The organism is Phenylobacterium sp. (genome assembly GCF_013822795.1).
GTDB lineage: Bacteria > Pseudomonadota > Alphaproteobacteria > Caulobacterales > Caulobacteraceae > Phenylobacterium.
Genome location: NZ_PNLB01000005.1, coordinates 34,467 through 58,541, shown reverse-complemented (window position 1 = coordinate 58,541; position 24,075 = coordinate 34,467). Strand labels below are relative to the sequence as shown.

General features: G+C 68.8%; 27 protein-coding genes. 16 read left to right on the top strand and 11 right to left on the bottom strand.

The window, feature by feature from the left end; translation table 11 throughout:
* Nucleotides 1-8: 8 nt before the first annotated feature.
* The 3 genes from rpsP (at nucleotide 9) to C0481_RS05915 (ending at nucleotide 1,538) form a co-directional block, all read left to right on the top strand.
* Nucleotides 9-497: a 30S ribosomal protein S16 gene (rpsP, locus tag C0481_RS05925; RefSeq protein WP_293401648.1), complete on the top strand. Its 489-nt coding sequence runs from the start codon at nucleotides 9-11 to the stop codon at nucleotides 495-497.
* Nucleotides 498-556: 59 nt separating this feature from the next.
* On the top strand, nucleotides 557-1,099 hold the full coding sequence (gene rimM, locus C0481_RS05920) for a ribosome maturation factor RimM (protein WP_293401646.1): 543 nt from the start codon (nucleotides 557-559) through the stop codon (nucleotides 1,097-1,099).
* 61 nt (nucleotides 1,100-1,160) lie between these two features.
* Nucleotides 1,161-1,538 (top strand): limonene-1,2-epoxide hydrolase family protein, encoded by a 378-nt coding sequence (locus tag C0481_RS05915; protein ID WP_293401644.1) that lies wholly within the window; start codon nucleotides 1,161-1,163, stop codon nucleotides 1,536-1,538.
* 9 nt (nucleotides 1,539-1,547) lie between these two features.
* On the opposite strand, the gene C0481_RS05910 is transcribed toward C0481_RS05915, so the two are convergent.
* Both C0481_RS05910 and C0481_RS05905 read right to left on the bottom strand, forming a co-directional pair.
* Nucleotides 1,548-3,722, bottom strand: a complete 2,175-nt coding sequence (locus C0481_RS05910; RefSeq protein ID WP_293401642.1) for a tetratricopeptide repeat protein — start codon at nucleotides 3,720-3,722, stop codon at nucleotides 1,548-1,550.
* A gap of 75 nt (nucleotides 3,723-3,797) precedes the next feature.
* Complete coding sequence (locus tag C0481_RS05905) at nucleotides 3,798-4,658, bottom strand: acyl-CoA thioesterase II (RefSeq protein ID WP_293401640.1); 861 nt, start codon at nucleotides 4,656-4,658, stop codon at nucleotides 3,798-3,800.
* A gap of 179 nt (nucleotides 4,659-4,837) precedes the next feature.
* Between C0481_RS05905 and trmD the strand changes: the two genes are divergently transcribed.
* The 7 genes from trmD (at nucleotide 4,838) to C0481_RS05870 (ending at nucleotide 10,052) form a co-directional block, all read left to right on the top strand.
* Nucleotides 4,838-5,548: a tRNA (guanosine(37)-N1)-methyltransferase TrmD gene (trmD, locus tag C0481_RS05900; protein ID WP_293401638.1), complete on the top strand. Its 711-nt coding sequence runs from the start codon at nucleotides 4,838-4,840 to the stop codon at nucleotides 5,546-5,548.
* A 26-nt stretch (nucleotides 5,549-5,574) separates the two neighbouring features.
* Complete coding sequence (gene rplS / locus C0481_RS05895) at nucleotides 5,575-5,961, top strand: 50S ribosomal protein L19 (RefSeq protein WP_293401636.1); 387 nt, start codon at nucleotides 5,575-5,577, stop codon at nucleotides 5,959-5,961.
* Between the two features lie 271 nt (nucleotides 5,962-6,232).
* Nucleotides 6,233-6,721: a helix-turn-helix domain-containing protein gene (locus C0481_RS05890; RefSeq protein WP_293401634.1), complete on the top strand. Its 489-nt coding sequence runs from the start codon at nucleotides 6,233-6,235 to the stop codon at nucleotides 6,719-6,721.
* Complete coding sequence (locus tag C0481_RS05885; RefSeq protein ID WP_293401632.1) at nucleotides 6,718-7,299, top strand: 2-hydroxychromene-2-carboxylate isomerase; 582 nt, start codon at nucleotides 6,718-6,720, stop codon at nucleotides 7,297-7,299. Before C0481_RS05890 ends, C0481_RS05885 begins: the two co-directional genes overlap by 4 nt.
* A gap of 26 nt (nucleotides 7,300-7,325) precedes the next feature.
* Entirely contained in the window at nucleotides 7,326-8,024 is a 699-nt protein-coding gene (locus C0481_RS05880; RefSeq protein ID WP_293401630.1) for an SDR family NAD(P)-dependent oxidoreductase, read from the top strand.
* A 46-nt stretch (nucleotides 8,025-8,070) separates the two neighbouring features.
* Nucleotides 8,071-8,928 carry a bifunctional hydroxymethylpyrimidine kinase/phosphomethylpyrimidine kinase gene (locus tag C0481_RS05875; RefSeq protein ID WP_293401628.1) on the top strand — a complete coding sequence of 286 codons (858 nt, stop codon included), beginning with the start codon at nucleotides 8,071-8,073 and terminating at the stop codon, nucleotides 8,926-8,928.
* Entirely contained in the window at nucleotides 8,925-10,052 is a 1,128-nt protein-coding gene (locus tag C0481_RS05870) for a serine hydrolase domain-containing protein (RefSeq protein ID WP_293401626.1), read from the top strand. Before C0481_RS05875 ends, C0481_RS05870 begins: the two co-directional genes overlap by 4 nt.
* A gap of 142 nt (nucleotides 10,053-10,194) precedes the next feature.
* On the opposite strand, the gene rarD is transcribed toward C0481_RS05870, so the two are convergent.
* The 3 genes from rarD to pseB all read right to left on the bottom strand — a co-directional run bounded on the left by rarD (nucleotide 10,195) and on the right by pseB (nucleotide 13,596).
* Nucleotides 10,195-11,109 carry an EamA family transporter RarD gene (rarD, locus tag C0481_RS05865; protein WP_293401624.1) on the bottom strand — a complete coding sequence of 305 codons (915 nt, stop codon included), beginning with the start codon at nucleotides 11,107-11,109 and terminating at the stop codon, nucleotides 10,195-10,197.
* 271 nt (nucleotides 11,110-11,380) lie between these two features.
* Complete coding sequence (gene pseC, locus C0481_RS05860; RefSeq protein WP_293401622.1) at nucleotides 11,381-12,532, bottom strand: UDP-4-amino-4,6-dideoxy-N-acetyl-beta-L-altrosamine transaminase; 1,152 nt, start codon at nucleotides 12,530-12,532, stop codon at nucleotides 11,381-11,383.
* Nucleotides 12,533-12,537: 5 nt separating this feature from the next.
* Nucleotides 12,538-13,596, bottom strand: a complete 1,059-nt coding sequence (pseB, locus tag C0481_RS05855) for a UDP-N-acetylglucosamine 4,6-dehydratase (inverting) (protein ID WP_293401620.1) — start codon at nucleotides 13,594-13,596, stop codon at nucleotides 12,538-12,540.
* A gap of 74 nt (nucleotides 13,597-13,670) precedes the next feature.
* Between pseB and C0481_RS05850 the strand changes: the two genes are divergently transcribed.
* Entirely contained in the window at nucleotides 13,671-14,090 is a 420-nt protein-coding gene (locus C0481_RS05850; protein ID WP_293401618.1) for a hypothetical protein, read from the top strand.
* A 528-nt stretch (nucleotides 14,091-14,618) separates the two neighbouring features.
* Nucleotides 14,619-15,782: a Shedu immune nuclease family protein gene (locus C0481_RS05845; RefSeq protein WP_293401616.1), complete on the top strand. Its 1,164-nt coding sequence runs from the start codon at nucleotides 14,619-14,621 to the stop codon at nucleotides 15,780-15,782.
* A gap of 12 nt (nucleotides 15,783-15,794) precedes the next feature.
* On the opposite strand, the gene C0481_RS05840 is transcribed toward C0481_RS05845, so the two are convergent.
* The 3 genes from C0481_RS05840 to C0481_RS05830 are packed head-to-tail and all read right to left on the bottom strand — an operon-like array spanning nucleotide 15,795 to nucleotide 17,550.
* On the bottom strand, nucleotides 15,795-16,571 hold the full coding sequence (locus tag C0481_RS05840; RefSeq protein ID WP_293401614.1) for an SDR family oxidoreductase: 777 nt from the start codon (nucleotides 16,569-16,571) through the stop codon (nucleotides 15,795-15,797).
* 14 nt (nucleotides 16,572-16,585) lie between these two features.
* Nucleotides 16,586-16,894 (bottom strand): 4a-hydroxytetrahydrobiopterin dehydratase, encoded by a 309-nt coding sequence (locus C0481_RS05835; RefSeq protein ID WP_293401612.1) that lies wholly within the window; start codon nucleotides 16,892-16,894, stop codon nucleotides 16,586-16,588.
* On the bottom strand, nucleotides 16,891-17,550 hold the full coding sequence (locus C0481_RS05830) for an HAD-IA family hydrolase (protein ID WP_293401610.1): 660 nt from the start codon (nucleotides 17,548-17,550) through the stop codon (nucleotides 16,891-16,893). The genes C0481_RS05835 and C0481_RS05830 overlap by 4 nt, the downstream gene beginning before the upstream one ends.
* Nucleotides 17,551-17,641: 91 nt before the next feature.
* Between C0481_RS05830 and C0481_RS05825 the strand changes: the two genes are divergently transcribed.
* Nucleotides 17,642-18,013: a VanZ family protein gene (locus C0481_RS05825; protein WP_293401608.1), complete on the top strand. Its 372-nt coding sequence runs from the start codon at nucleotides 17,642-17,644 to the stop codon at nucleotides 18,011-18,013.
* On the top strand, nucleotides 18,010-18,843 hold the full coding sequence (locus C0481_RS05820) for a heme-dependent oxidative N-demethylase subunit alpha family protein (RefSeq protein ID WP_293401606.1): 834 nt from the start codon (nucleotides 18,010-18,012) through the stop codon (nucleotides 18,841-18,843). Before C0481_RS05825 ends, C0481_RS05820 begins: the two co-directional genes overlap by 4 nt.
* A gap of 7 nt (nucleotides 18,844-18,850) precedes the next feature.
* Here C0481_RS05820 and C0481_RS05815 read toward each other — a convergent pair whose 3' ends face one another.
* Nucleotides 18,851-19,546, bottom strand: coding sequence for a response regulator transcription factor (locus tag C0481_RS05815; RefSeq protein ID WP_293401604.1), 696 nt, complete (start codon nucleotides 19,544-19,546; stop codon nucleotides 18,851-18,853).
* A complete protein-coding gene (locus tag C0481_RS05810) occupies nucleotides 19,543-21,021 on the bottom strand; it encodes an ATP-binding protein (protein WP_293401602.1) in 1,479 nt (492 codons plus the stop codon). The genes C0481_RS05815 and C0481_RS05810 overlap by 4 nt, the downstream gene beginning before the upstream one ends.
* A 174-nt stretch (nucleotides 21,022-21,195) precedes the next feature.
* Between C0481_RS05810 and C0481_RS05805 the strand changes: the two genes are divergently transcribed.
* A complete protein-coding gene (locus C0481_RS05805) occupies nucleotides 21,196-22,320 on the top strand; it encodes a 2OG-Fe(II) oxygenase (protein ID WP_293401600.1) in 1,125 nt (374 codons plus the stop codon).
* Here C0481_RS05805 and C0481_RS05800 read toward each other — a convergent pair.
* Complete coding sequence (locus C0481_RS05800) at nucleotides 22,317-23,060, bottom strand: SDR family oxidoreductase (protein WP_293401598.1); 744 nt, start codon at nucleotides 23,058-23,060, stop codon at nucleotides 22,317-22,319. The genes C0481_RS05805 and C0481_RS05800 overlap by 4 nt on opposite strands.
* 100 nt (nucleotides 23,061-23,160) lie before the next feature.
* On the opposite strand from C0481_RS05800, the gene C0481_RS05795 reads away from it, so the two are divergent.
* Nucleotides 23,161-24,069, top strand: a complete 909-nt coding sequence (locus C0481_RS05795) for an AraC family transcriptional regulator (protein WP_293401596.1) — start codon at nucleotides 23,161-23,163, stop codon at nucleotides 24,067-24,069.
* Nucleotides 24,070-24,075: the final 6 nt, after the last annotated feature.

Here is a 24,075-nt window from a genome sequence, read left to right as displayed (position 1 = left end):
ACTAACCCATGCTCAAGATCCGTCTCGCCCGTGGCGGCGCCAAGAAGCGCCCCTACTACAACATCGTCATCGCCGACTCGCACTCGCCGCGCGACGGCCGCTTCATCGAGAAGGTCGGCGCCTACAACCCGATGCTCAAGAAGGACGATCCTGCTCGCGTCACCCTGAAGGTCGAGTCGATCCAGGCGTGGCTCAAGAAGGGCGCCCAGCCGACCGACCGCGTCGCCCGTTTCCTGGCCAACGAAGGCCTGGTGAAGTGGGAAGCCGGCAACAACCCGAACAAGGCCGAGCCGGGCCGCAAGGCCAAGGAACGTGCTGAAGAGCGCGCTCAACGCGAAGCCGACCGCGCCGCCGCCGCTGCCGAAGCCGCCGCTCAGCCGGCTCCGGAGCCGGAACCGGTCGCCGAAGAAGCCCCGGCCGCCGAGGCGCCCGCCGCTGAAGAAGCCGCTGCTGAAGCTCCGGCCGCCGAAGGCGACGCCGAAAAGACCGAAGGCTAAGTCCATCGCCGCGCTCGCCCTGGCCACCGCCGGGGCGAGACGGCCTTGGTTCGACCGATATGGGCGACGAGACGCGCAATCTGATTTTCGTCGCCCAGGTCGGCGCCGCCCACGGGGTGCGAGGCGAGGTGAAGGTCACGACCTTCACCGCCGACCCCATGGCCCTGGCGAGCTACAAGACCTTGATGCGTCAGGACGGCTCGCCCGCCCTGACCATCGCTTCGGCCCGCCCGACCAAGGGCGGGATCGTCGCCCGCCTCAAGGGGGTGGACGACCGCAATGCCGCCGAGGCCCTGCGCGGCCTGAAGCTCTACATTTCTCGCGACAGCCTGCCGCCGCCCGAGGAGGACGAGTTCTATCTCGCCGACCTTATCGGCCTGACCGTCGAAACCGCCTCCGGCGAACTGCTGGGCAAGGTCAAGGCCGTCCAGGATTTCGGCGCCGGCGACCTGCTCGAGATCCAGCCCAAGGCCGGCGCCAGCTGGTGGCTGCCGTTCACGCGCGAGGCCGTGCCGGAAGTCCGCATCGCGCAAGGCAAGCTGATCGCCGAGCCCCCAGCGGTCATCGAGGCCGATCCCAACGAAGGCCGTGACGTCGACTGAGGTCTGGCGCTGCGCACCCGCATAACGCTAGGTTGAGCAACAACACAGCCGGGGGGCGACCATGGACCAGAACGAGCAGACGATCCGCGACTTCATCGCCGCCTGGTCGCGGCTCGATCCTGACGAGCTGGTCGCCTTCTTCACCGAGGACGGCACCTATCACAACATGCCCGCCAGGCCGGTCACCGGCCGGGAGAACCTGCGCGGCTTCATCACCGGCTTCCTGCGGGGCTGGACATCGACCGAGTGGGACGTGCTGACCCTGATGTCCCGCGGCGACACGGTCATCGCCGAGCGGCTGGACCGCACCATGGTCGGTGCGGTCGCCGTGGACCTGCCCTGCTGCGGCGTGTTCGAGATGCAGGATGGCAAGATCAAGGTCTGGCGCGACTACTTCGACCTCGCCACCTACACCCGCGCCTTGCAGCCGGCGACCTGAGCCGGGCCCCTAGGCCCGCTGGGCCAACACCGCCTCGCGCTGGCGAGCGAGATCGGTCCGCGCCTTGGCCATCAGCTCCTTGACCGCAGGATCGTCGCGCAGCGCCAGCAGGTTCGGCTGCTGGTCGAGCCACAAGCTCTCGTCCCACAGGAAGACGCCGCGCCAGCCGTTCTGATAGGCGCTCTCCAGCGCCGCGACCGCCTCGTTCCGCATGCCCTTCTCGGCGAACACCTTGGCGCGGGCGACGAGCGAGTCGTTCGGCGGCCGCTGACCGGGCGTGGGCGCGGTCACCTTCAGCACCTCGTCGAGCAGCCGCTTGGCCTGCGCCCGGTCGCCCGTCCGGTTCAGCGCGTGCGCCGCCACCGTCGGCATGGCCAGGTCCAGCCCGGTCACCGCCGGTTCCGGCGAGAAGATGTCGGGACGCAAGGTCTTCAGGGCTGCAATGCCCTCGGCGTACTTGCCGGTCATCACCGAGGTCTGGAACACCACCATCGGCCAGAACGGTTCGTCGTCCTTGGCCATCAACGAGCGGCCCATGGCCAGCGCCCCGCGCCAGTCGCCGTCGTAGCAGAGGATCGTCACCTCCCCGAGCTCCTTGGCCGGCGACTCGGTGATCGCCCGCAGCGTCGCATCGGCGTCCTCGCGCAGGCCAAGGTTCATGTAGACCCACGAGGTCTGCAGCGAAATGAACGGGTCATGGCCGGTCGCGATGGCCTTCAGCCACGGCTCAGCCTCGTCGAACCGACCCTTTTCGGTCAGCACCATGGCTAGCTGGTACTTGGCCTGCTCGTAGTCGGGATAGAGCTCGGTCGCGGAATGGAACTGGCGCTGGGACTCTTCCAGTTGGCCGGCATTCATCAGCGCCTTGCCGTAGGTCATGATCGTCGAGCGGTTCAACGGATCGAGCGCCAACGCCTTGCGCCCGAACGCCACCGCCTGCTCCGACTGGCCCAGATCGTTGAGGCGCGAGGCCTTGGCGCTCAGCGCCTCGGGCTTGTTGGGGGCCAGCTTCAGGGTCCGGGCGATCGCCTCGTCGAAGGCCCGTTCGTATTGCGGGCCGCCGACCCGGATGCTCAGCACCCGCGCGATCATCGACTTGGCCATCCAGACGTCCGGCGACTCCGGATCGATCTGCACCGCCTTGTCGATCGCGCCCTGAGCGACGCGGCCGGCCTCGCCGATGTCCATCGACAGTCCTTGCTGGGCCAGCACCATCGTCGCCTGGGCGTAGCCTGCGAAGGCCGCGGCGTTCCGCGGCTCCAGATCCATCAGCTGCTCGAAGCCGGCCCGCGCGGCCTTCAGCGAGTCTGGATCCTGGCGACGAAGCTGGGCCATCGAGGTGAGTTGCAGGGTGTAGGCGGCGGGGTCGCGAGGCGTCTCGTCGTTCGGCCGCGCGCCCCTCAGGGCCAGCTTGACCTTCATCGCCTCGGCGACGGCCTCACCGATCTCGGTCTGCAGGTCCAGGGCGTCGACCATCTGGCGGTCATAGGTCTCCGACCACAGGTGGAAGCCGTCCTTGCAGGCCACCAGCTGGCAGGTGACCCGCAGGCGATCGCCCTCGCGCCGCACGCTGCCCTCGACCACGTGCGCCACGCCCAGCTTCTTGCCGACCTCGCGCAGATCCTGGTGCTTGCCCTTGAAATAGAAGCTCGAGGTGCGGCCGGCGACCTTCAGCTCCGGCGACTGCGCCAGGCTGTTGATCACCTCCTCGGTCAGGCCGTCGGCGAAGTACTCGGCGTCCTGGGCCTGGCTGAAGGTCTCGAACGGCAGCACCGCCACCGACTTGTCCGGCGGGCCGCCGCCCAGCATCTGCATCGGGCCGCGCAGCACGCCGCTGACCTGCGCGGCGGTGACGCCCAGCACCAGGCCAAGGCCGCCCAGCAGCAGCACGTCCAGCCGGGTCAGGCCGGTCTTGGCCGGCGCCTCCTCGCCTTCCGGCGTCTTCGTCCGGTGGATCGTGCCGTCCGGCGCGCGCTCGAACGCCCAGGCGATGACCATCGCGATCGGCAGGCCGAGCGCCAGAACGATCAACGCCGCCTGGCTGGTCCACTTGGGAAATTCGAGGGTCTCGAAGATCGTCTTGGCGACCTGGAAAATCGCCCAGGCAGTCACCGTGTAGACAGCGGCTACACGAATGACGTTTCGACGCTTCAACTCACTGAGGAACTGTCCGAACACTCGCACGCCCCCTCCGAGGAAGCGTCGAGCCTAGCAGTCATAAAACAAAGGCGGCAAGCCGAAGCCCGCCGCCACCTGAGACTACTTCTTCAGTCGCATCAGCCCTTCCTGGGCCACCGAGGCGACCAGCGTTCCGTCCTGGCCATAGATCGCGCCGCGCACGAAGCCGCGGCCGCCCGAGGCGCTGGGGCTGTCCTGCGTATAGAGGTGCCAGTCGTTGAAGTTCGACGGCTTGTGGAACCACATGGCGTGGTCGAGGCTGGCCGACTGCAGGCCAGGCGTCTGCCAGGCGACGCCGTGCGGGCGCATCGCGGTCGACAGCAGGTTCATGTCCGAGGCGTAGGCCAGGATCACCTGGTGCATGCGCGCATCGTCGCCGATCGGCGCCACGGCCCGCATCCAGGTGTCGCTCTTGGGCTCGCTCGGCTTGGGCTTGCGGCCAAAGCCGTAGTTGTCGCGACCGACCATCTCGATCGGGCGCGGCCGGTTCATCATCCGGCGCATCTCTTCGCTCATGCCGTCCAGCACGGCTTTCTTCTGGGCCTCGGCCTCAGCGGCCATGTCGTCGGCGCTGCGCACCGCCGGCATCGGGGCCTGGTGTTCGAAGCCCTCCTCGGCGACCTGGAACGAGGCGGCCAGGTTGAAGATCTGCTTGCCGTTCTGCACGGCGATCACCCGCCGGGTGGTGAAGGTGCCGCCGTCGCGCGAGCGGTCGACTTCGAACAGGATCGGGATCCGCGGGTCGCCCGGACGGATGAAGTAGCAATGCAGCGAGTGGCAGATCCGGTCCTCGACCGTCTCGTAGGCCGCCAGCAGCGACTGCGCGATCACCTGGCCGCCGAAGATCCGGCCTGGACCGTCCTCGGGCGAAACGCCGCGGAACAGGTTCACCTCGATGCGCTCAAGGGCCAGGGACTCGGTGAGGATTTCGGGCGTTTCCATGGGATCTCTAAAAATGCTGCAAGTGCGAAAGGAGCCGGATTACGCCGATAGCAGCGTTCCGACAAGCTGGCCGATCCCCTAGGCGCCATCCCGGTTCTCGACCCAGGCCGGATGACGGCCCGGGCCCGACAGCGGGACATCAGTGGAATTTCAACGCCCAATGGTCCAAAAGCCGCGCCATGTCCTTCGACGCCACCGTCCTGACCATGTTTCCCGAGGCCTATCCCGGCCCGCTCGGCGTCTCGCTGATCGGCACCGCCTGGCGCGAGCACGGGCTTTGGACGTTGGAAACAGTGGACATTCGCCAATTTTCCAAGGATAAGCGCGGCTTCCTCGACGACACCCCTGCGGGTGGCGGCCCGGGACAAGTGATGCGAGCGGACGTCATCGCAGCCGCGCTGGACAGCGTGGAGCGGCGGGGACGGCCGCTTTTGTACATGAGCGCACGAGGTCGGCCCCTGACCCAGGCGCGCGTGAGTGAATGGGCCAAGGGTCCGGGACTGATCGTCCTGGCCGGACGGTTCGAAGGGGTGGACCAGCGGGTGCTCGACGCCCGGGGGTTCGAGGAGATCAGCGTCGGAGACGCGGTCCTCGCCGGCGGCGAGGCGGCGTCCCTGGTGGCGATCGAAGCGTGCGTGAGGCTCGTGCCCGGCGTCCTCGGCCAGGCGGAGAGCTTGAGTGAAGAGAGTTTCGAGGACGGGCTCCTGGAGCACCCGCAGTACACCAGACCGCGGGAATTCGAGGGACTTGAGATACCGCCAGTGCTGCTCAGTGGTCACCATGCCGACATCGGCAAGTGGCGCAAAGCGCAGCGTGAAGCGGCCACGCGGGAGCGACGTCCGGACCTCTGGGCGCAGCATCTCGCCAATCAACAGGCAAAGGGCGAGTAAAGCCCGGTAGGACAAGGACGACCGATATGAACATCATCCAGCAGCTCGAAAAAGAAGAGCTCGACCGCCTCGCCGCCACCCGTTCGATCCCGGACTTCCAGGCTGGCGACACCCTTCGCGTCAACGTGAAGATCAAGGAAGGCGATCGTGAACGCGTGCAGGCCTACGAAGGCGTCTGCATCGGCCGTCAAGGCGGCGGCGTGAACGAGAGCTTCACCGTCCGCAAGATTTCGTTCGGCGAAGGCGTGGAACGCGTGTTCCCGCTCTACTCCCCGAACATCGACTCCATCGAAGTGAAGCGTCGCGGCGTCGTCCGTCGCGCCAAGCTCTACTACCTGCGCGACCGTCGCGGTAAGTCGGCCCGGATCGCCGAGCGTCAAACCGCTCGCAACACCGAGACCACCGAAGCCTAAGCTTCCAGGTTTCACGAGACTTCAGACGGCGGCCGTGGCGACACGGCCGCCGTTTTCGTTTGCGGCCGGTCTCCACGGCCTGCTCCCTCGCCCCCCTTGGGGGAGAGGGTTGGGGTGAGGGGGACCTCGGCCGCATTGCGCCGCTTCGCGCCGCCTACCCCTCACCCTCCCCTCTCCCCTCAAGCGGGGAGAGGAAAATCCGCCGCCTACCCTTGCGCGCCGCCGCACGCCCACTAACTCTCATCATAAGAGTTACTGAGGAGCCCCGCCGATGCGCGCCAAGTCCTTCGCCGACATGACCTGTTCCGTCGCCGGCGCCCTCGAGGCGATCGGCGACCGCTGGGCGGTGCTGCTGCTGCGCGACCTGTCGCTCGGCTTGTCGAAGTACGACGAGTTGCAGGCCTCGACCGGCATGCCGACCACCACGCTCTCCACCCGGCTCAAGCACCTGGAGAGCACCGGCCTCGTCGAGCGCCGCCCCTATCAGGACAACCCGCCCCGCCATGAGTATCGCCTGACCGACAAGGGCCGCGACCTCTGGAAGGTCACCACGGCCCTGCGCGAGTGGGGCGACCGCTGGGACACCAATGGCCTGGGCGCGCCGACCATCGAACTGATCGACGGCCAGACCGGCCATCCGCTGGTCCTGGCGCTGGTCGACGCCGAGACCGGCGCGCCGGTCCCGCGCGAGCGCGCCCGCCTGCGCCCCGGTCCCGCCGCCGCCCCCGGTCTCAAGAAACTGCTTGGAGGAAACTCATGACCGACACCCTGACGCGCACGCGCTTCTTCTTCGATTTCCGCAGCCCCTACAGCTACCTGGCCAGCACACAGCTCGACTCCCTGCCCGGGACGTTCGACTGGCGCCCGTTCGACGTGCTGGAGCTGATGAAGCGTGTCGGCAACGTTCCGACCAGCGTGATCTGCAAGCCCAAGCAGGCCTACGCCCGCCAGGACCTCGGCCGCTGGGCTGCGCTCTACCGAGCTCAGCTCAGCCCCAATCCGGGCATGAGCGGCGTCGATGGCCCGCGGCTGTTGCACGCGGCGCTGGCCGCCCGCTCGCTCGGCCACGGCGAAGAAGCGGGCCGCCGGCTGTTCCGCGCCATGTGGGCCGGCGACGCGCCGCTGGCGACCTCTGACGATGTCGCCGCCCTGCTCGCCGACCTCGGCGTCACCGCCGCGATGATCGACGCCCCCGAGCGCGCGACCGAGCTCGAAGCGGGCACCGCCGCAGCGGTCGAGGCCGGCGTCTTCGGCGCACCCAGCTTCGTCACCGAGGGCGGCCTGCTGTTCTTCGGCAACGACCGCCTCGACTTCCTGCGCCGCGCGCTCGCCGCCTAGTCCTCCCTTCCAGAAGGAACGCCCACATGAAACCGCTCGCCATCGTCACCGGGGTCGGCCCCGGGACTGGAGCCTCGATCGTCCGCAGGTTCGCCGCCCAGGGCTACCGCGTCGCCATGCTGGCCCGGGACTTCGACCGCCTGGCTGCTCTCGCCCAGGAGATCCCGGACGCCGTCGCCGTGCCGGTCGACGTCTCCGACGCCGCCGCCCTGACCGCCGCGGTCGACGACCTGATCGTCCGCTTCGGAACGCCCAAGGTCGTGGTCCACAACGCAGTCGGCGGAGCGTTCGGCAACTTCCTCGACATCGACCCGTCGGTGCTGGAGCAGAACTTTGCGACCAACGTCATGGCCCTGCACCACCTCGCCCGCCTGACTGTCCCGAAGATGATCGAGGCCGGCGGCGGCGCGCTGATCGTCACCGGCAACACCTCGGCCCTGCGCGGCAAGGCCAATTTCGCCGGCTTCGCCCCGACCAAAGCCGCCCAGCGCATCCTGGCTGAAGCCATCGCCCGCGAGGTCGGTCCGAAGGGGGTGCACGTCGCCTATCTGGTGATCGACGCGGTGATCGACGTGCCGTGGACCCGCGAGCGCTACAAGGACGCGCCGGACGACTACTTCATCGCTCCCGACGACATCGCCGGCGAGGTCTTCCACCTGGCCCATCAGCCGAAGAGCGCCTGGTCGTTCCTGGCCGAGGTGCGGCCGTTCCGCGAGACCTGGTAGCGCCCAGCTTGTCGGGGTCGGGGGCGCTCGGCTAAGCAGGGCGGCCATGCCGCTCGCGCTGATCATCTCCAGCCACGTCGCCGCCAGCCATGTCGGCGGAACGGCGCAGGCCAGCGCCCTCTCGATCCTGCGCATCGACTCCATGGTCGCGCCGACCGTGCTCTACGGCCGCCATCCCGGCTGGGGCCCGCCCGGCGGCGCGAAGGTCGAGCCGGCCGTGCTCGAAGGCGTGCTGGCCGGGATCGAAGCCAACAAGCTGTTTGGCCAGACCGACCTGGTGCTGACCGGCTACTTCGCCTTCCCGGAACAGGTGCTCGCCGCCGCCCAGGCCATCGACGCGGTCCGCGGCGCCCAGCGCAGCGGCTACGACGGCGAGGCCCCGCGGGCGCCGGTGGTCATCGTCGACCCGACCATCGGCGACGCCGGCAAGGGGCTCTACGTCCCGGCCCCGGTCGCCGAGGCGATCGCCGAGCACCTGATCCCGCGCGCCGACATCCTGGCCCCCAACGCCTGGGAACTGGCCCACCTGAGCGGGCTGCCAACCCGCACCGCGCAGGACGTGCTGGTCGCCGCCCGGCGCCTGGGCAAGCCGGCCCTGGTCTCCTCGGTCGGCCAGGCCAAGGAGATCGGGGTGATCTATGTCGAGCCGGGGGAAGCCTGGCTGGCCGCCCACCCACGACTGCCCTCAGCCCCCAAGGGCACCGGCGACCTGCTCAGCGCCCTGTTCGGCGCGGCGCTCCTCGACGGGCTGGCCGGGTCCTATGCGCTGGGCCGCGCGGTCGGCGGCGTCGCCGAGACCGTCGCCGCCGCCCACGTGGCCGGGGCGGCGGAACTTCCTATCGTCGCCATGGCCCAGCGGCTGAAGGCGACCTCCCCCAGCGTGCGTTTGGAGCGATTGGCATGACCCCCGAGATCCACGGCCTCTGCCCCGAGCGCTTCGCCGACGTCCGCTCCGCCTTCGAGGACAACTTCGCCACCGGCCAGGAGCTGGGCGCGCGGTTTTCGCTGGTGCAGGGCGGCGAGCTGGTCGTCGACCTCTGGGCCGGATTCGCCGACCGCCAACGCACCAAGCCCTTCGACGAGCGCACCCTGACGCCGGTGTTCTCGACCACTAAGGCGGTCGCCGCGCTGCTGATCGCGCGGCTGGTCGACGCCGGAAAGCTCGACTACGCCCAGCGCGTCGCCGACGTCTGGCCGCAGTTCGCCCAGGCCGGAAAGCAAGACATCACCATCGAGCAGGTGATGAGCCACCAGGAAGGCCTCTCGGGCTTCCCGGACGAGATAGAACCCTCGCTGTGGTTCGACTGGGACGCGGTCTGCGCCAAGCTCGCCGCCATGGCCCCGCTGTGGCCGCCGCGGAGCGCCAGCGGCTACCACCCGATCACCTTCGGCTATCTGGCCGGCGAGATCTTCCGCCGCGTCGACGGGCGGACCATGGGAACCGCCCTGCGCGAGGACCTGGCCGGCCCCTTCGACCTCGACCTCTGGATCGGCCTGCCCGACGCCGAGCACGGCCGCGTCGCCGACCTGCAGCGCCCGAACGGCCTGCCGAACTTCGGCGAGATCAACGCCGCCACCAAGGCCGCCTTCCTGACCCCCTGGTCCTCGCCGGCCGGCCGCGGCCAGGCCGAATGGCGGCGCATCGAGATCCCCTCCGCCAACGGCCACGCCACGGCCCCGGCCCTGGCGCGGCTGATCGGCGCCCTGGCCAATGACGGCTGGCTGGACGGCGAGACCATCCTGTCGCCAGCCCTGATCGCCGAGGCCTCGCGCGAGCGCATCCACGGCCAGGACCTGGTGCTGCCCTTCGTGATGAGCTGGGGCGCCGGCTTCATGCGCAACAGCGCGGTCAAGGTCTGGGGCCCGGGCGAGCAGACCTTCGGCCATTCGGGCTGGGGCGGCTCCTGCGCCTTCGCCGATCCGGAGACGGGCCTCGCCGGGGCCTACGTCATGAACAAGCAGTCGACCGACCTGATCGGCGACGCCCGCGCCAAGCGGCTGATCGAGGCGGCCTACGCCGCGCTCTGACCATCGATCGTCATGGCCGGGCTTGTCCCGGCCACCCATAGACTCCGTATCGCCGAGGTAGCTCTGAACGCGTCGCGTTTATGGATCCCCGGCCCGCCGCCGCTGCGCGGCGCCGGCCGAGGATGACGAACAATGGAAGGGCCTACGCCGCGCTTTGAACGGCGAGCATCCGGCTGCGCCGCCAGGCGCCGAACGCGAACACCGCCGCCCCGCCCCAGATGAAGGCGAAGGAGACGCCGCGCAGCGGGGTGAACGGCTCGCCCTGCATCACCCCCATCACGAAGGTCATGCTGGGGGCGATGAACTGCAGAAAGCCCATGGCCGAGAACGGGATCCGCCGCGCCGCCCACGAGAACATCATCAGCGGCAACGCCGTCATCGGCCCGCAGGCCAGCAGCCAGGCCGTCGCCGCCGGGCTGGAGATGAAATGCCCCTGGCCCTGGCTCTGCAGCCAGGCGATCAGGAACACGCCAGGCAGGCCGAGGATCAGGCACTCGATCAGCAGCCCGGTCTGCGCCTCGGCCGCCACCCGCTTGCGAATGATCCCATAGGCGCAGAAGCTGGTCGCCAGGGTCAGCGAGATGATCGGCAGGTGGCCCAGCGCGAAGGTCTGGATGATCACCCCGATCCCGGCCAGGGCGATCGCGCCCTTGCCGATCGCGTCCATCCGCTCACGGAAGATCAGCGCCCCGGCCGCCATCGCCATCAGCGGATTGATGAAGTAGCCGAGGCTGGTCTCCAGCACCCGGCCGTTGTTCACCGCCCAGATGAACACCAGCCAGTTGACGGCGATGATCGCCGCCGACAGCGCCAGCCAGGCCATGGTGCGGCCGTTGCGCAGCACCGCGGCCAGCTGCTTGGTCTGCCCGGCCAGGGCGACGAACAGGAACGCGGTCGGCACCGCCCACAGCGTGCGGTGGGCGAGAATCTCCCAGGCGCCGATGCCGATCCGGCCCATCACCTGGAAGGCCAGCGGCACGATCCCCCAGATCACATAGCAGCCGGCCCCGACCGCGAGCGCGGAACCGTTGATGCGGGCGGAATCATCCTGAGCCATGGCTGCGCCGGTCGAAATGAGCTTGGAACCGGACAAAGACCGGTCGGGCCGCCTTACCTATGCCGCTCGCGCCGCCGGGCAAGCGGAAACCGCCGCCGATGCGCGGACTTCGGACGTCGCAGGAAGCGGCGCAGACCCCCTGTTGTCCCTCTCCCCGCTTGAGGGGAGAGGGGAGGGTGAGGGGTTCGCGGCGCGGAGCGGGCATTGCTGCAGTGGCCGTAGCCCCCTCACCCCAACCCTCTCCCCCAAGGGGGCGAGGGAGCGATCTGCGTCAGAGCCCCATCACGTCCGCCAGAGCCGCGATCACCCGGTCGACGTCGTCGTCGGCCATCCCCGGATAGAGCGGCAGCGACAGGCAGCGCGCGTACCAGGCGTTGGCGCCCGGCAGGTCCAGCTCGCCGTAGCGCTGGCGGTAATAGGGCTGGGTGTGGACCGGGATGTAGTGCACCTGGGTGCCGACCCCGCGTTCGCGCAGCGCCTCGACGACCTCGCGGCGCGTGCGGCCGGCCGCCTCGAAGTCGACCAGCGCCACCATCAGGTGCAGCACCGGGTCGCTCCAGTCGGGCCGGGTCGCCTGCACGACCAGCGGGGCCAGCGGCTTCAACGCCTCTTCGTAGCGCGCCGCCAGAATGCGCCGGCGGGCGGCGAAGGCGTCCAGCTTGCCCAGCTGCGAAATCCCGAGCGCGCAGAGGATGTCGGGCAGCCGGTAGTTGAAGCCGATCTCCGGCATCTCGTACCACCACGGATCGCCGCCGGCCGGCCGGATCATGCCGTGACTGCGCAGCCGGCGCAGGCGTTCGGCCAGCCGCGGGTCGTTGGTGGTGACCATGCCGCCCTCGCCGGTGGCGATGGTCTTCACCGGATGGAACGAGAAGGTCGCCATCGCCGAGTGGGCGCAGTCGCCGACCCGCTCCACGCTGTTGCCGAACTTCAGGGTCGAGCCCAGGGCGTGCGGCGCGTCCTCGACCAGCACCGCGCCCGCGGTCTTGGCCAGCGCCTCCAGCGCCGGCAACTCGGCGGTGTCGCCGCGCAGGTGCACCGGCAGCACCGCGCGCAACCGCCGTCCCTCCAGCCGGCTCATCGCCTCGGCCAGGGTCTCGGCGGTCATCAGCCCGGTCTGCGGGTCGACGTCGGCGAACACCACTTCGGCGCCGACGAACCGCGCGCAGTTGGCGGTGGCCAGGAAGGTGATCGACGGCGCGATCACCACCTCATCCGGCTGCACTTCCAGCGCCAGCATCGCCAGGTGCAGCGCCGCCGTGCCGTTGGAGCAAGCCACCGCATGCTGGGCTCCAACTTTCTCAGCGAAGGCGGTCTCGAACGCCTCGACCGTCGGTCCGGTGGTCAGGAAGTCGCCGCGTAGCGCCTGGGCCACCGCGGCGATGTCGTCCTCGTCGATGGTCTGGCGGCCATAGGGCAGCATCGGCGTCAGTCCGTCGCCCGGCGGCGGCGATGCTCGGGCGCGCCGTCGGCCAGCAGCGCCAGCAGCCCCTCGCCCGACAGCCACTCGTCGTTGGTGTCGCTGGCGTAGGAGAAGTTCTCGGCCACCATCGGATGGGTCTTGGCGTAGGACTCGCGGCCGAACTCCACGAAGGCCGGCTCGATGGCGTAGCGGTCGCCGAGGTCGACCGTGGTGCGCGCGTCGTCGGCGGAGATCATCATCTCGTGCAGCTTCTCGCCGGGGCGGATGCCGATCACCCGGACGCCGACGCCCGGCGACATGGCTTCGGCCAGGTCGGTCATCTTCATCGAGGGGATCTTGGGCACAAAGATCTCGCCGCCGCGCATGATCTCCAGCGACGACAGCACGAAATCGACGCCCTGGTTCAGGGTGATCCAGAACCGGGTCATCCGCGCGTCGGTGATCGGCAGCTCTGAGTCGCCGCGCGCCAGCAGCCGCTGGAACAGCGGCGCCACCGACCCGCGCGAGCCGACCACGTTGCCGTAGCGCACCACCGAGAACCGGGTGCCGATGTCGCCCGACAGGTTGTTGGCCGCCACGAAGGTCTTGTCCGAGGCCAGCTTCGTCGCCCCGTACAGGTTCACCGGGTTGCAGGCCTTGTCCGTGGACAGCGCCACCACCTGCTTGATGCGGTTGGACAGGCACGCCCAGACCACGTTCTCGGCGCCCATGATGTTGGTGTGGATGCACTCCGAGGGATTGTACTCGGCGGCCGGCACCTGCTTCAGCGCCGCGGCGTGGATCACGATGTCGACCCCGCGCATGGCCAGGGTCAGCCGCTCGCGGTCGCGCACGTCGCCCAGGAAGAAGCGCATGCAGGTCAGGGTCTCGGGATCGAACTTCTCGGCCAGGTCGATCTGCATCTCGTGCTGCTTGAGCTCGTCGCGCGAGAACACGATCAACTTGCGCGGCTTGGCGCGCATCAGCACGGTTTCGATGAACCGGCGCCCGAAGGAGCCTGTCCCGCCGGTGACGAAGATCACCTTGCCGTCGAGGTCGAGGTTGGTGGCTGCGAACCGGCCCAAAAGCGGCGCTCCAATACGAAAACTGCGAATCGTCGCCGCACTGTCTGGCCTAGCTCGTAAAGAGAGCTCTAACCATGATGTGGCGTGATGCCGCCATGGACCGCCGCCGCCTCCTTAGCCTCGCCTTGCTCGCCGCCGCGCCGCTGCTGACGGCCGCCGGCAAGAAGACGGACGAGAAGAAGACCAGCGTCGGGACCTATGTCGAAATCCACGCCCTGGCCGCCACCGTCATGCGCCCCAACGGCCGCCGCGGCGTGCTGACCGTCCAGGCCGGACTGGATGTCCCCGACGCCAAGCTGCGCGCCAAGGCCGAGAGCGTCCTGCCCCGCCTGCGCGCCGCCTTCGTCCAGACCCTGCAGATCTACGCCTCCGGCATGACCCCGTCGCTGCCCCCCAACGGCGACGTCCTGGCCCAGGTGCTGCAGCGCGACGCCGACCGAGTGCTCGGCCAAAAGGGCGCCCGGGTGCTGCTGGGCACGATGTTGATCAACTGACGGGCTCAACGCGGGGCGTGGAACTACGCCGGCCGAACCGCTCCCAATGCATGGCGCGAACACAGACTGACAGCGAACGCCGCGCGTCCGAAACGACCGGTTCCGAAGCGGGGTGCCCGCGGGAAGTATGGCTTTTTTGACCACGAACCCCGACTAGCGTCGTGCTGAAGTGTTGCCGAACGACGGGCAGGAAACCGGGCCCCCGGCCATGCAAAGCATGGGGATAATTCCCCATGCTTTGCATGCAGCTCCCTGTTTCCATGTCGCCGCCAACGGAGATGACCACGCGATGATTGTACTGACGCCTCAGCTAGTCGCCGCCTTCGCCGCCCTGCTGCCCGGCCTTGCCGCCCTGGTGTGGGCGATGAGGCGGAAGCCTTGATCCCTTCTGCGGCGGCGGTGGCCCCCGACGGGGTAAGCAGTTCAGGTAGCCCCCGAGGGGCCCACTTCGCGGCAGCATATAGATTTCAGGTCGCCGACAATTTCGCCGCGTCCTACGATTGCGCATCTACGGGTTAGGACCGAGGCATGTCTGACGAGAGCGACCACGAGTTCTTTAGGCTGCGACAGGAAGGCAAGACCTACATCTCGAAGGTCTTCAATTTTGGGGCTCACAACCCGGAGGAAATCCGCAATGTGTGGATGGTCCTAGAGGGCAGCGACAGCGTTCTGCTCGGCGAAGTCCAAGGCGCGCTATGTCTTCGCCTCACCGGGAGTAAGCGCAAGACCCAGGTTACCGCTCTCATCACCCAGGACGACAAGCGTCGCAAACGCCTATCCTTTCAGACGTTCCAGTCTCGATCAGGAGATTGGTACGAGGGATACGACAAACACGAGTTCACGTTCCGAGACGATGAATTCGATCGGCTTCTATCCTTCCTGAACCAGATACAATTCATCGACCTATCGAACCGCGACAGGTTTACAATTCAGGACATCTCCACGACGGCAGGCCCCAAGGCGATCATCGACGCATCCGAGCGAGGGATTGTCGAGCGCGTCAGGGGAATGACCGAGGCTCAGCGGCACGACTTCCTGCGCGATATTCAGAACACTCTGACGGGTGATGAAATCAATGTGCTCCTCGGCCGCAAGCAAGGCTTAGAAGAATATGAGCACCAGCTTGCACAGAGCGCTTGGAGCGAGGGCGACTGGCAAGACTTCTTTGAACGTCAGCAATGGGTGTTCGGCTACGGCCTGGACTACCGGATCATGCGGCAGTTCGACCGCGAGATGAGAGTTGGCGTCGGCGGGACTGACGACAAGAACCAGCCCATGACCGACTTCCTCATGAGCTTCACGGACTACACCGTGCTCGTTGAGATCAAGAAGCCGAGTACGCCGCTGTTTAAGGCGAAGCGGGGCGGACGCGCTGGGACATGGGAGTTCAGTTCGGAGTTCATGAGCGCGGTGTCGCAGGTCATCGAGCAGAAGGCGGAATGGTTGTCATTCTCGCAGACGGGCGAGCACTACAATAAGGCAGGGACGAAGAAGCTCACGGCACGCACCCGGAACGCTAGAAGTATCCTCGTCATCGGTTCCAAGGAGGAATTCGCAAGACAGGGGAACGCGAGGGACGCGGCCGTGATGGCCGACACCTTCGAGCTGTTCCGGCGCGAGTGCAGTAGCATCGACATCATCACCTATGACGAACTCCTAGAGCGCGCCCGCTTCATCACTAGGAGCCAATAGCGCCCCGCCCCCTCACATCGCCGAGATGCCGCCGTCGAGCTTCAGCTCCGCGCCGGTCATGAACTTGCTCTCGTCGCTGGCCAGGTAGAGCACGGCGTTGGCCACGTCGTCCGGCTCGCCGATGTGGCCGAGCGGGATCTGGCGGGCCAGCTTGCCCTCGGCGACCTCCTTGCCGAACCGCTCGCGCAGCGGGTCGAGGATCGGAGTGTCGATGAAGGTCGGGTGCACCGAGTTCGAGCGGATATCCAGCCCCTGCTTGGCGCAGTGCAGGGCGATGCCCTTGCTGAGCAGCCAGACCCCGGCCTTGGAGGCGTTGTAGACCGGGGAATTATGGGCGGCGATCAGCCCGGCGATCGACGAGATGTTGATGATCGAGCCGGGCTGGTTCTGGCGCATGTACTTCAGCGCGTGCTTGGTCCCCAGGAACACCGAGTCGACATTGACGCTCATCACCAGCTTCCAATCTTCGAAGCTGAGCTGCTCGATGTCGCCGCCGCGGCTGATCCCGGCGTTGTTGACCAGCACCGAGATGCCGCCCATCGCCGCGTCGGCCTCCTCCAGGGCGTAGATCCACTGGTCTTCGCGGGTCACGTCCAGCGGAAAGGCGAAGGCGATCCCCTCGCCATGCTCGGCGTTGATCTCCGCAGCCAGCGTCTGGGCCCCGGCGTGGTTGATGTCGGCGATCGAGACCTTGGCGCCCTCGGACGCCAGCATGCGGGCCATGGCTGCGCCCAGCCCCTGAGCGCCCCCGGTGATGAAGGCCTTCTTGCCCTCGACCCGTCCCGACATCGTCTCCTCCCTGGCTAGTCCTTCGCGCCGGCGGCCTTGGCGGCCTCGTCCATGAAGCCCGCCATCGTCAGGTCGAGCTCGGTGACCCCGTCGGCGTCATGAGTGGTCAGCAGCACCTCGACGCGGTTGTAGACATTGAACCATTCCGGATGATGGTCCAGCTGCTCGGCGCGGATCGCCACCCGCGTCATGAACGCGAACGCGATATTGAAGTCGGCGAACCGGTAGGTGCGGGCGATCGCCTCGCGATCGCCCGGCGCACGGCTCCAGCCCGGCAGCTTGGCCAGCGCCGCTTCGGCGCCGATCTTGGTTGGGCGCGTCACGCCAGCTCCTCTTCCTCGAACGTCAGGCCCGTAGCGGCGGACAGCTCGGCCAGGGTCTGACCCACGTCCACCACCTTGATCGCCCGCATGCCCAGGGCCGCGGCCGGTTTGCAGTTGATGCCCAGGTCATCGAGGTAGACGCAAGCCTCCGGCTTCACGCCGAGCGCTTCGCACATCATCAGGTAGATTTTCGGGTCGGGTTTGCGCACGCCGGCCTTCGAGCTTTCGATGATGTGGTCGAACAGCGGCATCACCTGGCCCATGGCCCCGGCCGCGCGCTGCGGCTCGTCGGCGCCGGGGCTGTGGTGGGTGACCATGTTGTTGGTGATGCAGCCGACCTTGAACTTCGCCTTGCAGGCCTTCAGCGCCGCGACCATCTGCGGCCGCAGGTGTCCCGACAGCAGGGGCAGCACGTCGGCGCCCGGCACCGGATGGCCCAGCGCGGTCGATTCCGCCAGGAACAGCTCGTCGAACCCCTTGGTGTCGATCTCGTTGCGCTCGAACAGCGCCCAGGCGTTGGTGTCCGGATTGGTCGAGTTGATCTTACGGATCAGGTCCTTGGGCAGGCCGTGCTCGGCCTCGTACCGCGCGAACGCCTCGAACGGCGAGGACGTGAACACGCCGCCGAAATCCCAGATCACCGCTTCGATCGTCATCGATTTAAACCCGTGTTTGAATTTTCCCGGAAGCTAGCGGGCCAGGGCGGCTTTTGAAAGGCTCGCCGTCGCCGCGGGGCGCGGCTATCAGATGGAAATGCGCGCCTTCTTCTCGTTCATCCCGCGGCCCCTGCGTCTGGCGATCTTCGGCGCGGCGGTCACGGTGATCCTCTACCTGACGCTGCCGCCGTCCAAAGACGTCCCGGGCTCTGGCCTGGTCTGGGACAAGGCCGCCCACGCCATCGCCTTCGGCCTGCTCGTGGTGATCGGCCTTTTGATGTCGACCCACCGACGCAAGACGGTGATCGCCTGCGTCTGGGGATTGGCGGCCGGCATCGAGGTCGCCCAGGCGCTGATGCCGTTCGGTCGTCAGGGCGACTGGATCGACCTCTTCGCCGACACCGTCGGCATCGCGCTCGGCGTCGGCCTCTGGGCGCTGGCCCGCCGCTTCAAGCCGCAATGACCATCCGCCACGCCCCCTACGAGGAGGCCGCGGACTTCACCATCGGCCTGCGCGCCATCCCCGAGGCCGCCTGGCTGGAGGGCGGCGAGGCCGATCCCGCCGCGCGCAAGGATCCGCTGACGGCCGTCCATCGCGACGTGGTCTGGGGCGAAACCGAGGGCTCGCGCCCCGGCCAGGCCGAGGCCGCCGAGCTGATCGCCGCGGCGCTTGGGTCGCCGCTCGGCGGCCAGGACCTGCCGCCGCTGCTGGCCGCCGCGCGGCGCGTCCCCGACGACCTGGTGCTGATGGAAAAGGCCGGCGGCCAGTGGCGGGTCAGCGCGCTGTCGCTCTGCGCCCCGACCTTCTTCACCGCCCACGAGGTGCTCGGCCGCGCGCTCGGCGACATCCACGGACCGGTGCACGGCTTTGCGGACCGCTTCCTCTCCCGCGTGATGCGGATCTTCGACGGACTGCGGCCGGGCCTGGTGCTCGAGCGCCGCAACTGGAGCGTGGTGAACTCAGGCGACACCTTCACCCCGGATTCCGCCCCGATCCGCGCCGGCATCGCCGAGATCGACCCGGCCCGCGCCGGGGCTGAACTGTTCGTCCGGGTCGAGCGCCAGACCCTGCGGCGGCTGCCGGCCACCGGCGGAGCGCTGTTCACGATCAGGGTTTGGCTCTCGCCGCTGGACGACCTCACAAGGGACCCGCCGCGGCTGGCCGCCTTCGCCCGCGCCTGGCGCGAAGCGACCTCGGACTTCCGTGCGTACAAGCGGCTGGAGCTCTACGATGAGCTCGTCGCTGGATTTCTTCGCGCCCACGGCGAAAGCCGCAACGCGAACGGAACCTAGCGGGGGCTCAGGCCTCGTCCTCCGGGGTCAGCCGATAGCCGATCCCTGGTTCGGTCAGCAGGATCTTCGGGGTCGAGGCTTCTTCCTCGATCTTCTGGCGCAGCTGGGCGACCAGCACCCGCACGAACTGGGCGTCGACCTGGGCCGTCGGGCCCCAGACCGCGGCGATCAGCTGGCGATGGGTGACCACCCGCCCGCCATAGCGCGCCAGGGTCTTCAGCAGGTCGTACTCGCGCGGCGTCAGCCGCATCTCCTCGCCCATCACCGCCACGCGCCGGGTGGCGAAGTTGACTTCCAGGTCGCCGCTGCGAAACACCGCGTGGGCCGAGAACCGACGCTCGCGCCCGCGCAGCGACGCGCGGAGCCGCGCCAGCAGTTCGCCGACCCCAAAGGGCTTGTTGATGAAGTCGTCGGCCCCCTGGTCGAGGGCGGCGATCTTCTCGTGCTCCAGGTCGCGGGCCGACAGCACCAGGATCGGGACCTCCGACCACTCGCGGATGCGGCCGATCACCTCCTTGCCGTCCATGTCTGGCAGTCCAAGGTCGAGGATCACCACGTCGCAGGCCTCGCTGGCCAGATGGGCCAGCGCCTCGCCGCCGGTCTCGGCGGTCGCCACCTCGTAGCCTGCCGCGCTCAGCGCCGGGCGCAGCGCCCGCAGGATCTGCTGTTCGTCGTCGACCAGCAGCAAGTGCCCCAGGCTCATGGCCGTCCTCCCGGAAAACTCAGCGCCACCACCAGACCCGTGCGCCCATCCGGCCGCGGCCGCGCGCTCGCCGTTCCGCCCATGGCCTCGACCAGGCCGCGGGTGATCGACAGGCCAAGACCGGTGCCTTGCTGACCAGCCGCCGTCGCCGGCGAGCGGTAGAACTTGTCGAAGATCATCGCCAGGTCGGCGTCCGGCACCCCGGGGCCTTCGTCCCAGACCTCGACCACCACCTGGCCGTTGTCGGTCCGCCGGGCGCAGACCTCGATCCGCGCGCCGTTCGGCGAGAAGCGGACGGCGTTCTCGACCACGTTGGCCAGCGCCTGCTCAGCCAGGATCGGATCGCCCAGCGCCGCCAGTTCGTCGCCGCCGGCCTGCGCGACCAGCTCCCGGTCGCCGGCGCGCTTGCCCAGCCGCTGCACGACCCGGCCGACCACTTCGCCCATGCCGAAGGTCACCGGCTCGATGCTCAGCGCGCCCGACTCCAGCTTGGTCATGTTGAGCAGGTTGCCGACGAACAGGTTCAGCCGCTCGGCCTCTTCCTGGATGGTCAGGGTCAGGTCGTCGCGCACCGCCGCGTCGAAGCGGTCGCCGAACTCACGCAGGCTGCTGGCCGAGGCCAGGATCGCCGCGAGCGGCGTGCGCAGATCGTGCGAGATCGACGACAGCAGCGCGTGGCGCAGTTGCTCGGTGCGCTCGCGGGCCTGCATCTCGGCCCGCGCCCCCGACAGCCGCGAGCGGGCGATGGCCGCCGCCGCCATGTCGACCAGCACGTCGACCAGCCGCTCGTCGTCGTCGGCTTGCAGCCGCCCGGTCGAGCGCCACGCCGCCAGGCCCAGCTCCTGGCCGTCGGCGCGCAGCGGCCGCAGCCGCCAGCGGTCGATCTCGCTCGGGGCGATCTGGGCCGCCGGATCAAGGGCGGCGCGGACCAGCCGCTCGGGCGGCTCGATCCCGGTCGGCGCGCTCCACCAGCGGCCGTCCTCGAACACCACCGCCTCGCGGCCGGTCTCGGCGATGCGGTGCGCCAACGCTTGGCGCACGGCGTCCTCATGGCCCGAGGCGGAAAACTCTTCGCTTGCCCGGAACAGCGCCCCGGACGTCCGCGCCCGGGTCTCGGCCCGCCGCTGGGCCTCGCGCAGGCGGCCGGCCAGCCCGCCGGTCAACACCGCCACGGCCAGGAACACGAAGAGGACCAGGAAGTCCTCGGCCGAGGTCATGGTGAACACGAAGCGCGGCTCGACCAAATAGATGTCGTAGACGAGGAACGCGACCGCGGCGGCGAAGTAGGCCGGGCCCGGCCCCAGGGTGACAGCGGCGACCAGCACGCCGGCCAGGAACACCATCGACAGGCGGTCGGTGTGGAAGACGCGGTAGATCACCTCGGCCACGACCGTAGAGACGGCGACCATGCCAAGGGCGGCCAGATAGCGCAGCGCGCCACGCGCCCGCGGGCCGATTGTCCAATCCCGCGCCATGCGGATCCTTGCAAAGCCGGGCGTCGACGGCGTCCGCCTGTCCGTGGGAACCCCAGGCTCGATAGTTGGGAGACGAGCGAGGCCGTCGACAGCCGGACCATGGCCGCGCCCGCGCGGCGGTTCAATTATGCCGGCCTTATGCCCTGCGCATGCGGCCGGCCTTATAAGCTTCTTATGCTTGTGGACATAATCCGTCCACGCGACCAACCGGGCATGATGATGCAGACCGGTCAAGCCGCGCCCTGGTTCACGGCCCCGACGCCCAGCGTCCCCAACTTCAATTTTTCCAGCCTCGGGGGGCGCTACGTCCTGCTGGCCTTCCTGCCGAGCGAGCCGATCGCCCGCCAATTGGCGCTGGCCGCGATGCAGGCTCACCAGGCGCTGTACGACCAGACCAACCTGATCGCATTCGGCGTACTGCGCGACCCGGTCGCCATCGCCCAGGCCCAGGACCGGCCCGGGATGATGTGGTTCTTCGATCGCGACGGCGCGATCAGCCGCGGCTACGGGGCGCTGTCGGCGGACGGCGTCGAGACGCCCTACTGGTGTCTGCTCGACCCCAGCCTGCGGGTGTTGATCTCCGGAACCATGGACCAGACCGAGCAGGTGTTCGCGACCCTGCGCACGCTGCCGGCGCCAGGCGACCATGCCGGCGTGCCCCTGCACGCCCCAGTCCTGGTGGCCCCGCGCGTCTTCGAGCCGGAGATGTGCGCCCGGCTGATCGAGTTCTACGAGCGCCAGGGCGGGAAGCGCTCGGGCACCATGCGCCAGGTCGGCGGCAAGACCGTCGCCGTGCTCGACAACTTCAAGAGTCGAAGCGACGCCACCATTGAGGACCTCGCGTTCCGCGACGAGCTGCGCGGCCTGATCGAAACCCGACTGTTGCGCCAGATCAACCGCGCCTTCCAGTTCAACCCGACCCGCATCGAACGCTACATCGTCGCCTGCTACGACGCCGACGACGAGAACGGCGGCTACTTCAAGCCGCACCGCGACAACACCACCACCGGCACCGCCCACCGCAAATTCGCCTGCTCCATCAACCTCAACGCCGAGGAATTCGAGGGCGGCGACCTGCGGTTCCCGGAATTCGGGCCCAAGACCTACCGCCCGCCGACCGGCGGGGCGGTGGTGTTCTCCTGCTCGCTGCTGCACGAGGCCACCCCCGTCACCCGCGGCCGCCGCTACGCCTTCCTGCCGTTCTTCTTCGACGAGGCCGGCGAGATCGTGCGCCAGAAGAACCTGCACACCCTGCAGCTCGCCGAGAACGAGCCGCCCGCCGAAGCCGCCGCGAGTTAGGCCCCGCGAAACAGCGCCACCGCGTCGGCGCCGGCCGGGAACCGCAACGCCTCGCCGGCGTCGTGGACGGCGGCCCAGACCGCCTCGGCCACGTCGACTTCCCGCGTGGTCATGGCCGGCCGCGCGAACGCCTCAAAGATCGGGGCGGCGAAGTCGGCGTAGGCCGGGGGAATCAGCTCCTCGACCTTCACCGAGGTGTTTTGCGAGAAGCGCGTAGTCGGCGCGTAGCCGGGCTCGACCAGCCGGGCGCGAACGCCGAAATGGGCGAGTTCGTGGGCCAGCGACCCGGTGAACCCCTCGATCGCCTGCTTGCTCGCCGTATAGGCGGCCGCCAAAGGCATCGGCGCCAGAGTGACGCTGGACGTGACGTTGACGATCGTCCCGGCCCGCCGCGCCCGCATCTGCGGGATCACCGCCTGGGTCATGGCCATGACGCCGAAGGTGTTGGTCTCGAACACCCGTCGGACGTGGGCCATTGGCGTGGCCTCGAAGGCGCCGACCACCCCGATCCCTGCGTTGTTGACCAGCACGTCGATCGGCCCGGCCGCGTCGATCGCAGCCGCGATGCTGGCTTCGTCGGTCACGTCCAGCGGCAGGACGCGCAGCGCCGCCGATGTCGGCAGCCCCACGTCGCGCGGCGTGCGCATGGTGGCGACGACGTTCCAACCCTTGTTCAGAAAGCGCCGCGCCGTCTCGAGCCCATAGCCCGACGAGCAGCCGGTGATCAGTACGGTGTTCATGGTCCTTGCCTCGCCTCGTGAAGTGATGACCCAAGGCTAGGCGCTCGGCGTCGGACGAACTACAATCCAAAGTCCACTATTCATTTGCGAAAGTCCGGCGATGATCGATCCGCTCTCCGAGGTCATCAGACTGCTCCGCCCACGCACCGTGCTGACCAAGGCGATCGTCGGAGCCGGCGCCTGGGGCGTGCGCTACACCGACTTCGGACATCCCAGCTTCGCCGTCGTGATCGAGGGCGCCTGCCGCCTGGCCGTCGACGGTCAGCCCGAACTGCGGCTCCAAACCGGCGACTTCGTCCTGCTGCCGACTACGCCCGGCTTCACCATGTCCGGGTTCGAGCCGGCGGCGCCGCAGCCGACCGACCCCCATGCCGCCGCCGCGGCCGGCCCCGGCGAGGTCCGTCACGGCCGCCAGGACGGCCCGCCCGACGTCCGCATCCTCGGCGGCTACTTCGTCTTCGACGGCGCTGACGCCGGCCTGCTCGCCTCGCTGCTGCCGGCCCAGGTGCACGTGCGCGACGCACCGCGGCTCTCGACCCTAGTCGGCCTGCTGATCGGGGAGGCGGCGCTGGATCGCCCGGGCCGCGAACTGGTGCTGACCCGGCTGGTCGAGATCCTGCTGGTCGAGGCCCTGCGCCTGACCCCCGGCGCCGACGCCCCCGCCGGCCTGCTGCGCGGGCTCTCCGACGGGCGGCTGGCCCAGGCCCTGCGCCAGATGCACGCCGATCCGGCCCGGCCCTGGACGATGGCGCAGCTCGCCAGCGAGGCGGCGCTGTCGCGCTCAGCCTTCTTCGACCGCTTCAGCCGCCAGGTCGGGGCGCCGCCGATGGAGTACCTGCTGTCCTGGCGCATGGCGCTGGCCAAGGATCTGCTGCGCCGCCAGGGCCTCGACATCGGGGAGGTCGCCGAACGCGTCGGCTACGGCTCGGCCAGCACCTTCAGCACCGCCTTCAGCCGCCACGTCGGCGAACCGCCCGGCCGCTACGCGCGGCAGGCCCTGGCGCTCTAACGACCC

Excerpts from the sequence above, each read along its gene's own strand:
- C0481_RS05875 (WP_293401628.1), top strand. The coding sequence starts at position 8,071 with ATGCCGCTCGCGCTGATCATCTCCAGCCACGTCGCCGCCAGCCATGTC.
- C0481_RS05800 (WP_293401598.1), bottom strand. The coding sequence starts at position 23,060 with ATGAACACCGTACTGATCACCGGCTGCTCGTCGGGCTATGGGCTCGAG.
- C0481_RS05825 (WP_293401608.1), top strand. The coding sequence starts at position 17,642 with ATGGAAATGCGCGCCTTCTTCTCGTTCATCCCGCGGCCCCTGCGTCTG.
- C0481_RS05905 (WP_293401640.1), bottom strand. The coding sequence starts at position 4,658 with ATGGAAACGCCCGAAATCCTCACCGAGTCCCTGGCCCTTGAGCGCATC.
- C0481_RS05890 (WP_293401634.1), top strand. The coding sequence starts at position 6,233 with ATGCGCGCCAAGTCCTTCGCCGACATGACCTGTTCCGTCGCCGGCGCC.
- C0481_RS05840 (WP_293401614.1), bottom strand. The coding sequence starts at position 16,571 with ATGTCGGGACGGGTCGAGGGCAAGAAGGCCTTCATCACCGGGGGCGCT.
- rimM (WP_293401646.1), top strand. The coding sequence starts at position 557 with ATGGGCGACGAGACGCGCAATCTGATTTTCGTCGCCCAGGTCGGCGCC.
- rpsP (WP_293401648.1), top strand. The coding sequence starts at position 9 with ATGCTCAAGATCCGTCTCGCCCGTGGCGGCGCCAAGAAGCGCCCCTAC.
- C0481_RS05820 (WP_293401606.1), top strand. The coding sequence starts at position 18,010 with ATGACCATCCGCCACGCCCCCTACGAGGAGGCCGCGGACTTCACCATC.
- pseC (WP_293401622.1), bottom strand. The coding sequence starts at position 12,532 with ATGCTGCCCTATGGCCGCCAGACCATCGACGAGGACGACATCGCCGCG.
- rarD (WP_293401624.1), bottom strand. The coding sequence starts at position 11,109 with ATGGCTCAGGATGATTCCGCCCGCATCAACGGTTCCGCGCTCGCGGTC.
- rplS (WP_293401636.1), top strand. The coding sequence starts at position 5,575 with ATGAACATCATCCAGCAGCTCGAAAAAGAAGAGCTCGACCGCCTCGCC.
- C0481_RS05880 (WP_293401630.1), top strand. The coding sequence starts at position 7,326 with ATGAAACCGCTCGCCATCGTCACCGGGGTCGGCCCCGGGACTGGAGCC.
- C0481_RS05795 (WP_293401596.1), top strand. The coding sequence starts at position 23,161 with ATGATCGATCCGCTCTCCGAGGTCATCAGACTGCTCCGCCCACGCACC.
- trmD (WP_293401638.1), top strand. The coding sequence starts at position 4,838 with ATGTCCTTCGACGCCACCGTCCTGACCATGTTTCCCGAGGCCTATCCC.
- C0481_RS05815 (WP_293401604.1), bottom strand. The coding sequence starts at position 19,546 with ATGAGCCTGGGGCACTTGCTGCTGGTCGACGACGAACAGCAGATCCTG.
- C0481_RS05805 (WP_293401600.1), top strand. The coding sequence starts at position 21,196 with ATGCTTGTGGACATAATCCGTCCACGCGACCAACCGGGCATGATGATG.
- C0481_RS05870 (WP_293401626.1), top strand. The coding sequence starts at position 8,925 with ATGACCCCCGAGATCCACGGCCTCTGCCCCGAGCGCTTCGCCGACGTC.
- C0481_RS05885 (WP_293401632.1), top strand. The coding sequence starts at position 6,718 with ATGACCGACACCCTGACGCGCACGCGCTTCTTCTTCGATTTCCGCAGC.
- C0481_RS05810 (WP_293401602.1), bottom strand. The coding sequence starts at position 21,021 with ATGGCGCGGGATTGGACAATCGGCCCGCGGGCGCGTGGCGCGCTGCGC.
- C0481_RS05850 (WP_293401618.1), top strand. The coding sequence starts at position 13,671 with ATGATGTGGCGTGATGCCGCCATGGACCGCCGCCGCCTCCTTAGCCTC.
- C0481_RS05915 (WP_293401644.1), top strand. The coding sequence starts at position 1,161 with ATGGACCAGAACGAGCAGACGATCCGCGACTTCATCGCCGCCTGGTCG.
- C0481_RS05845 (WP_293401616.1), top strand. The coding sequence starts at position 14,619 with ATGTCTGACGAGAGCGACCACGAGTTCTTTAGGCTGCGACAGGAAGGC.
- C0481_RS05830 (WP_293401610.1), bottom strand. The coding sequence starts at position 17,550 with ATGACGATCGAAGCGGTGATCTGGGATTTCGGCGGCGTGTTCACGTCC.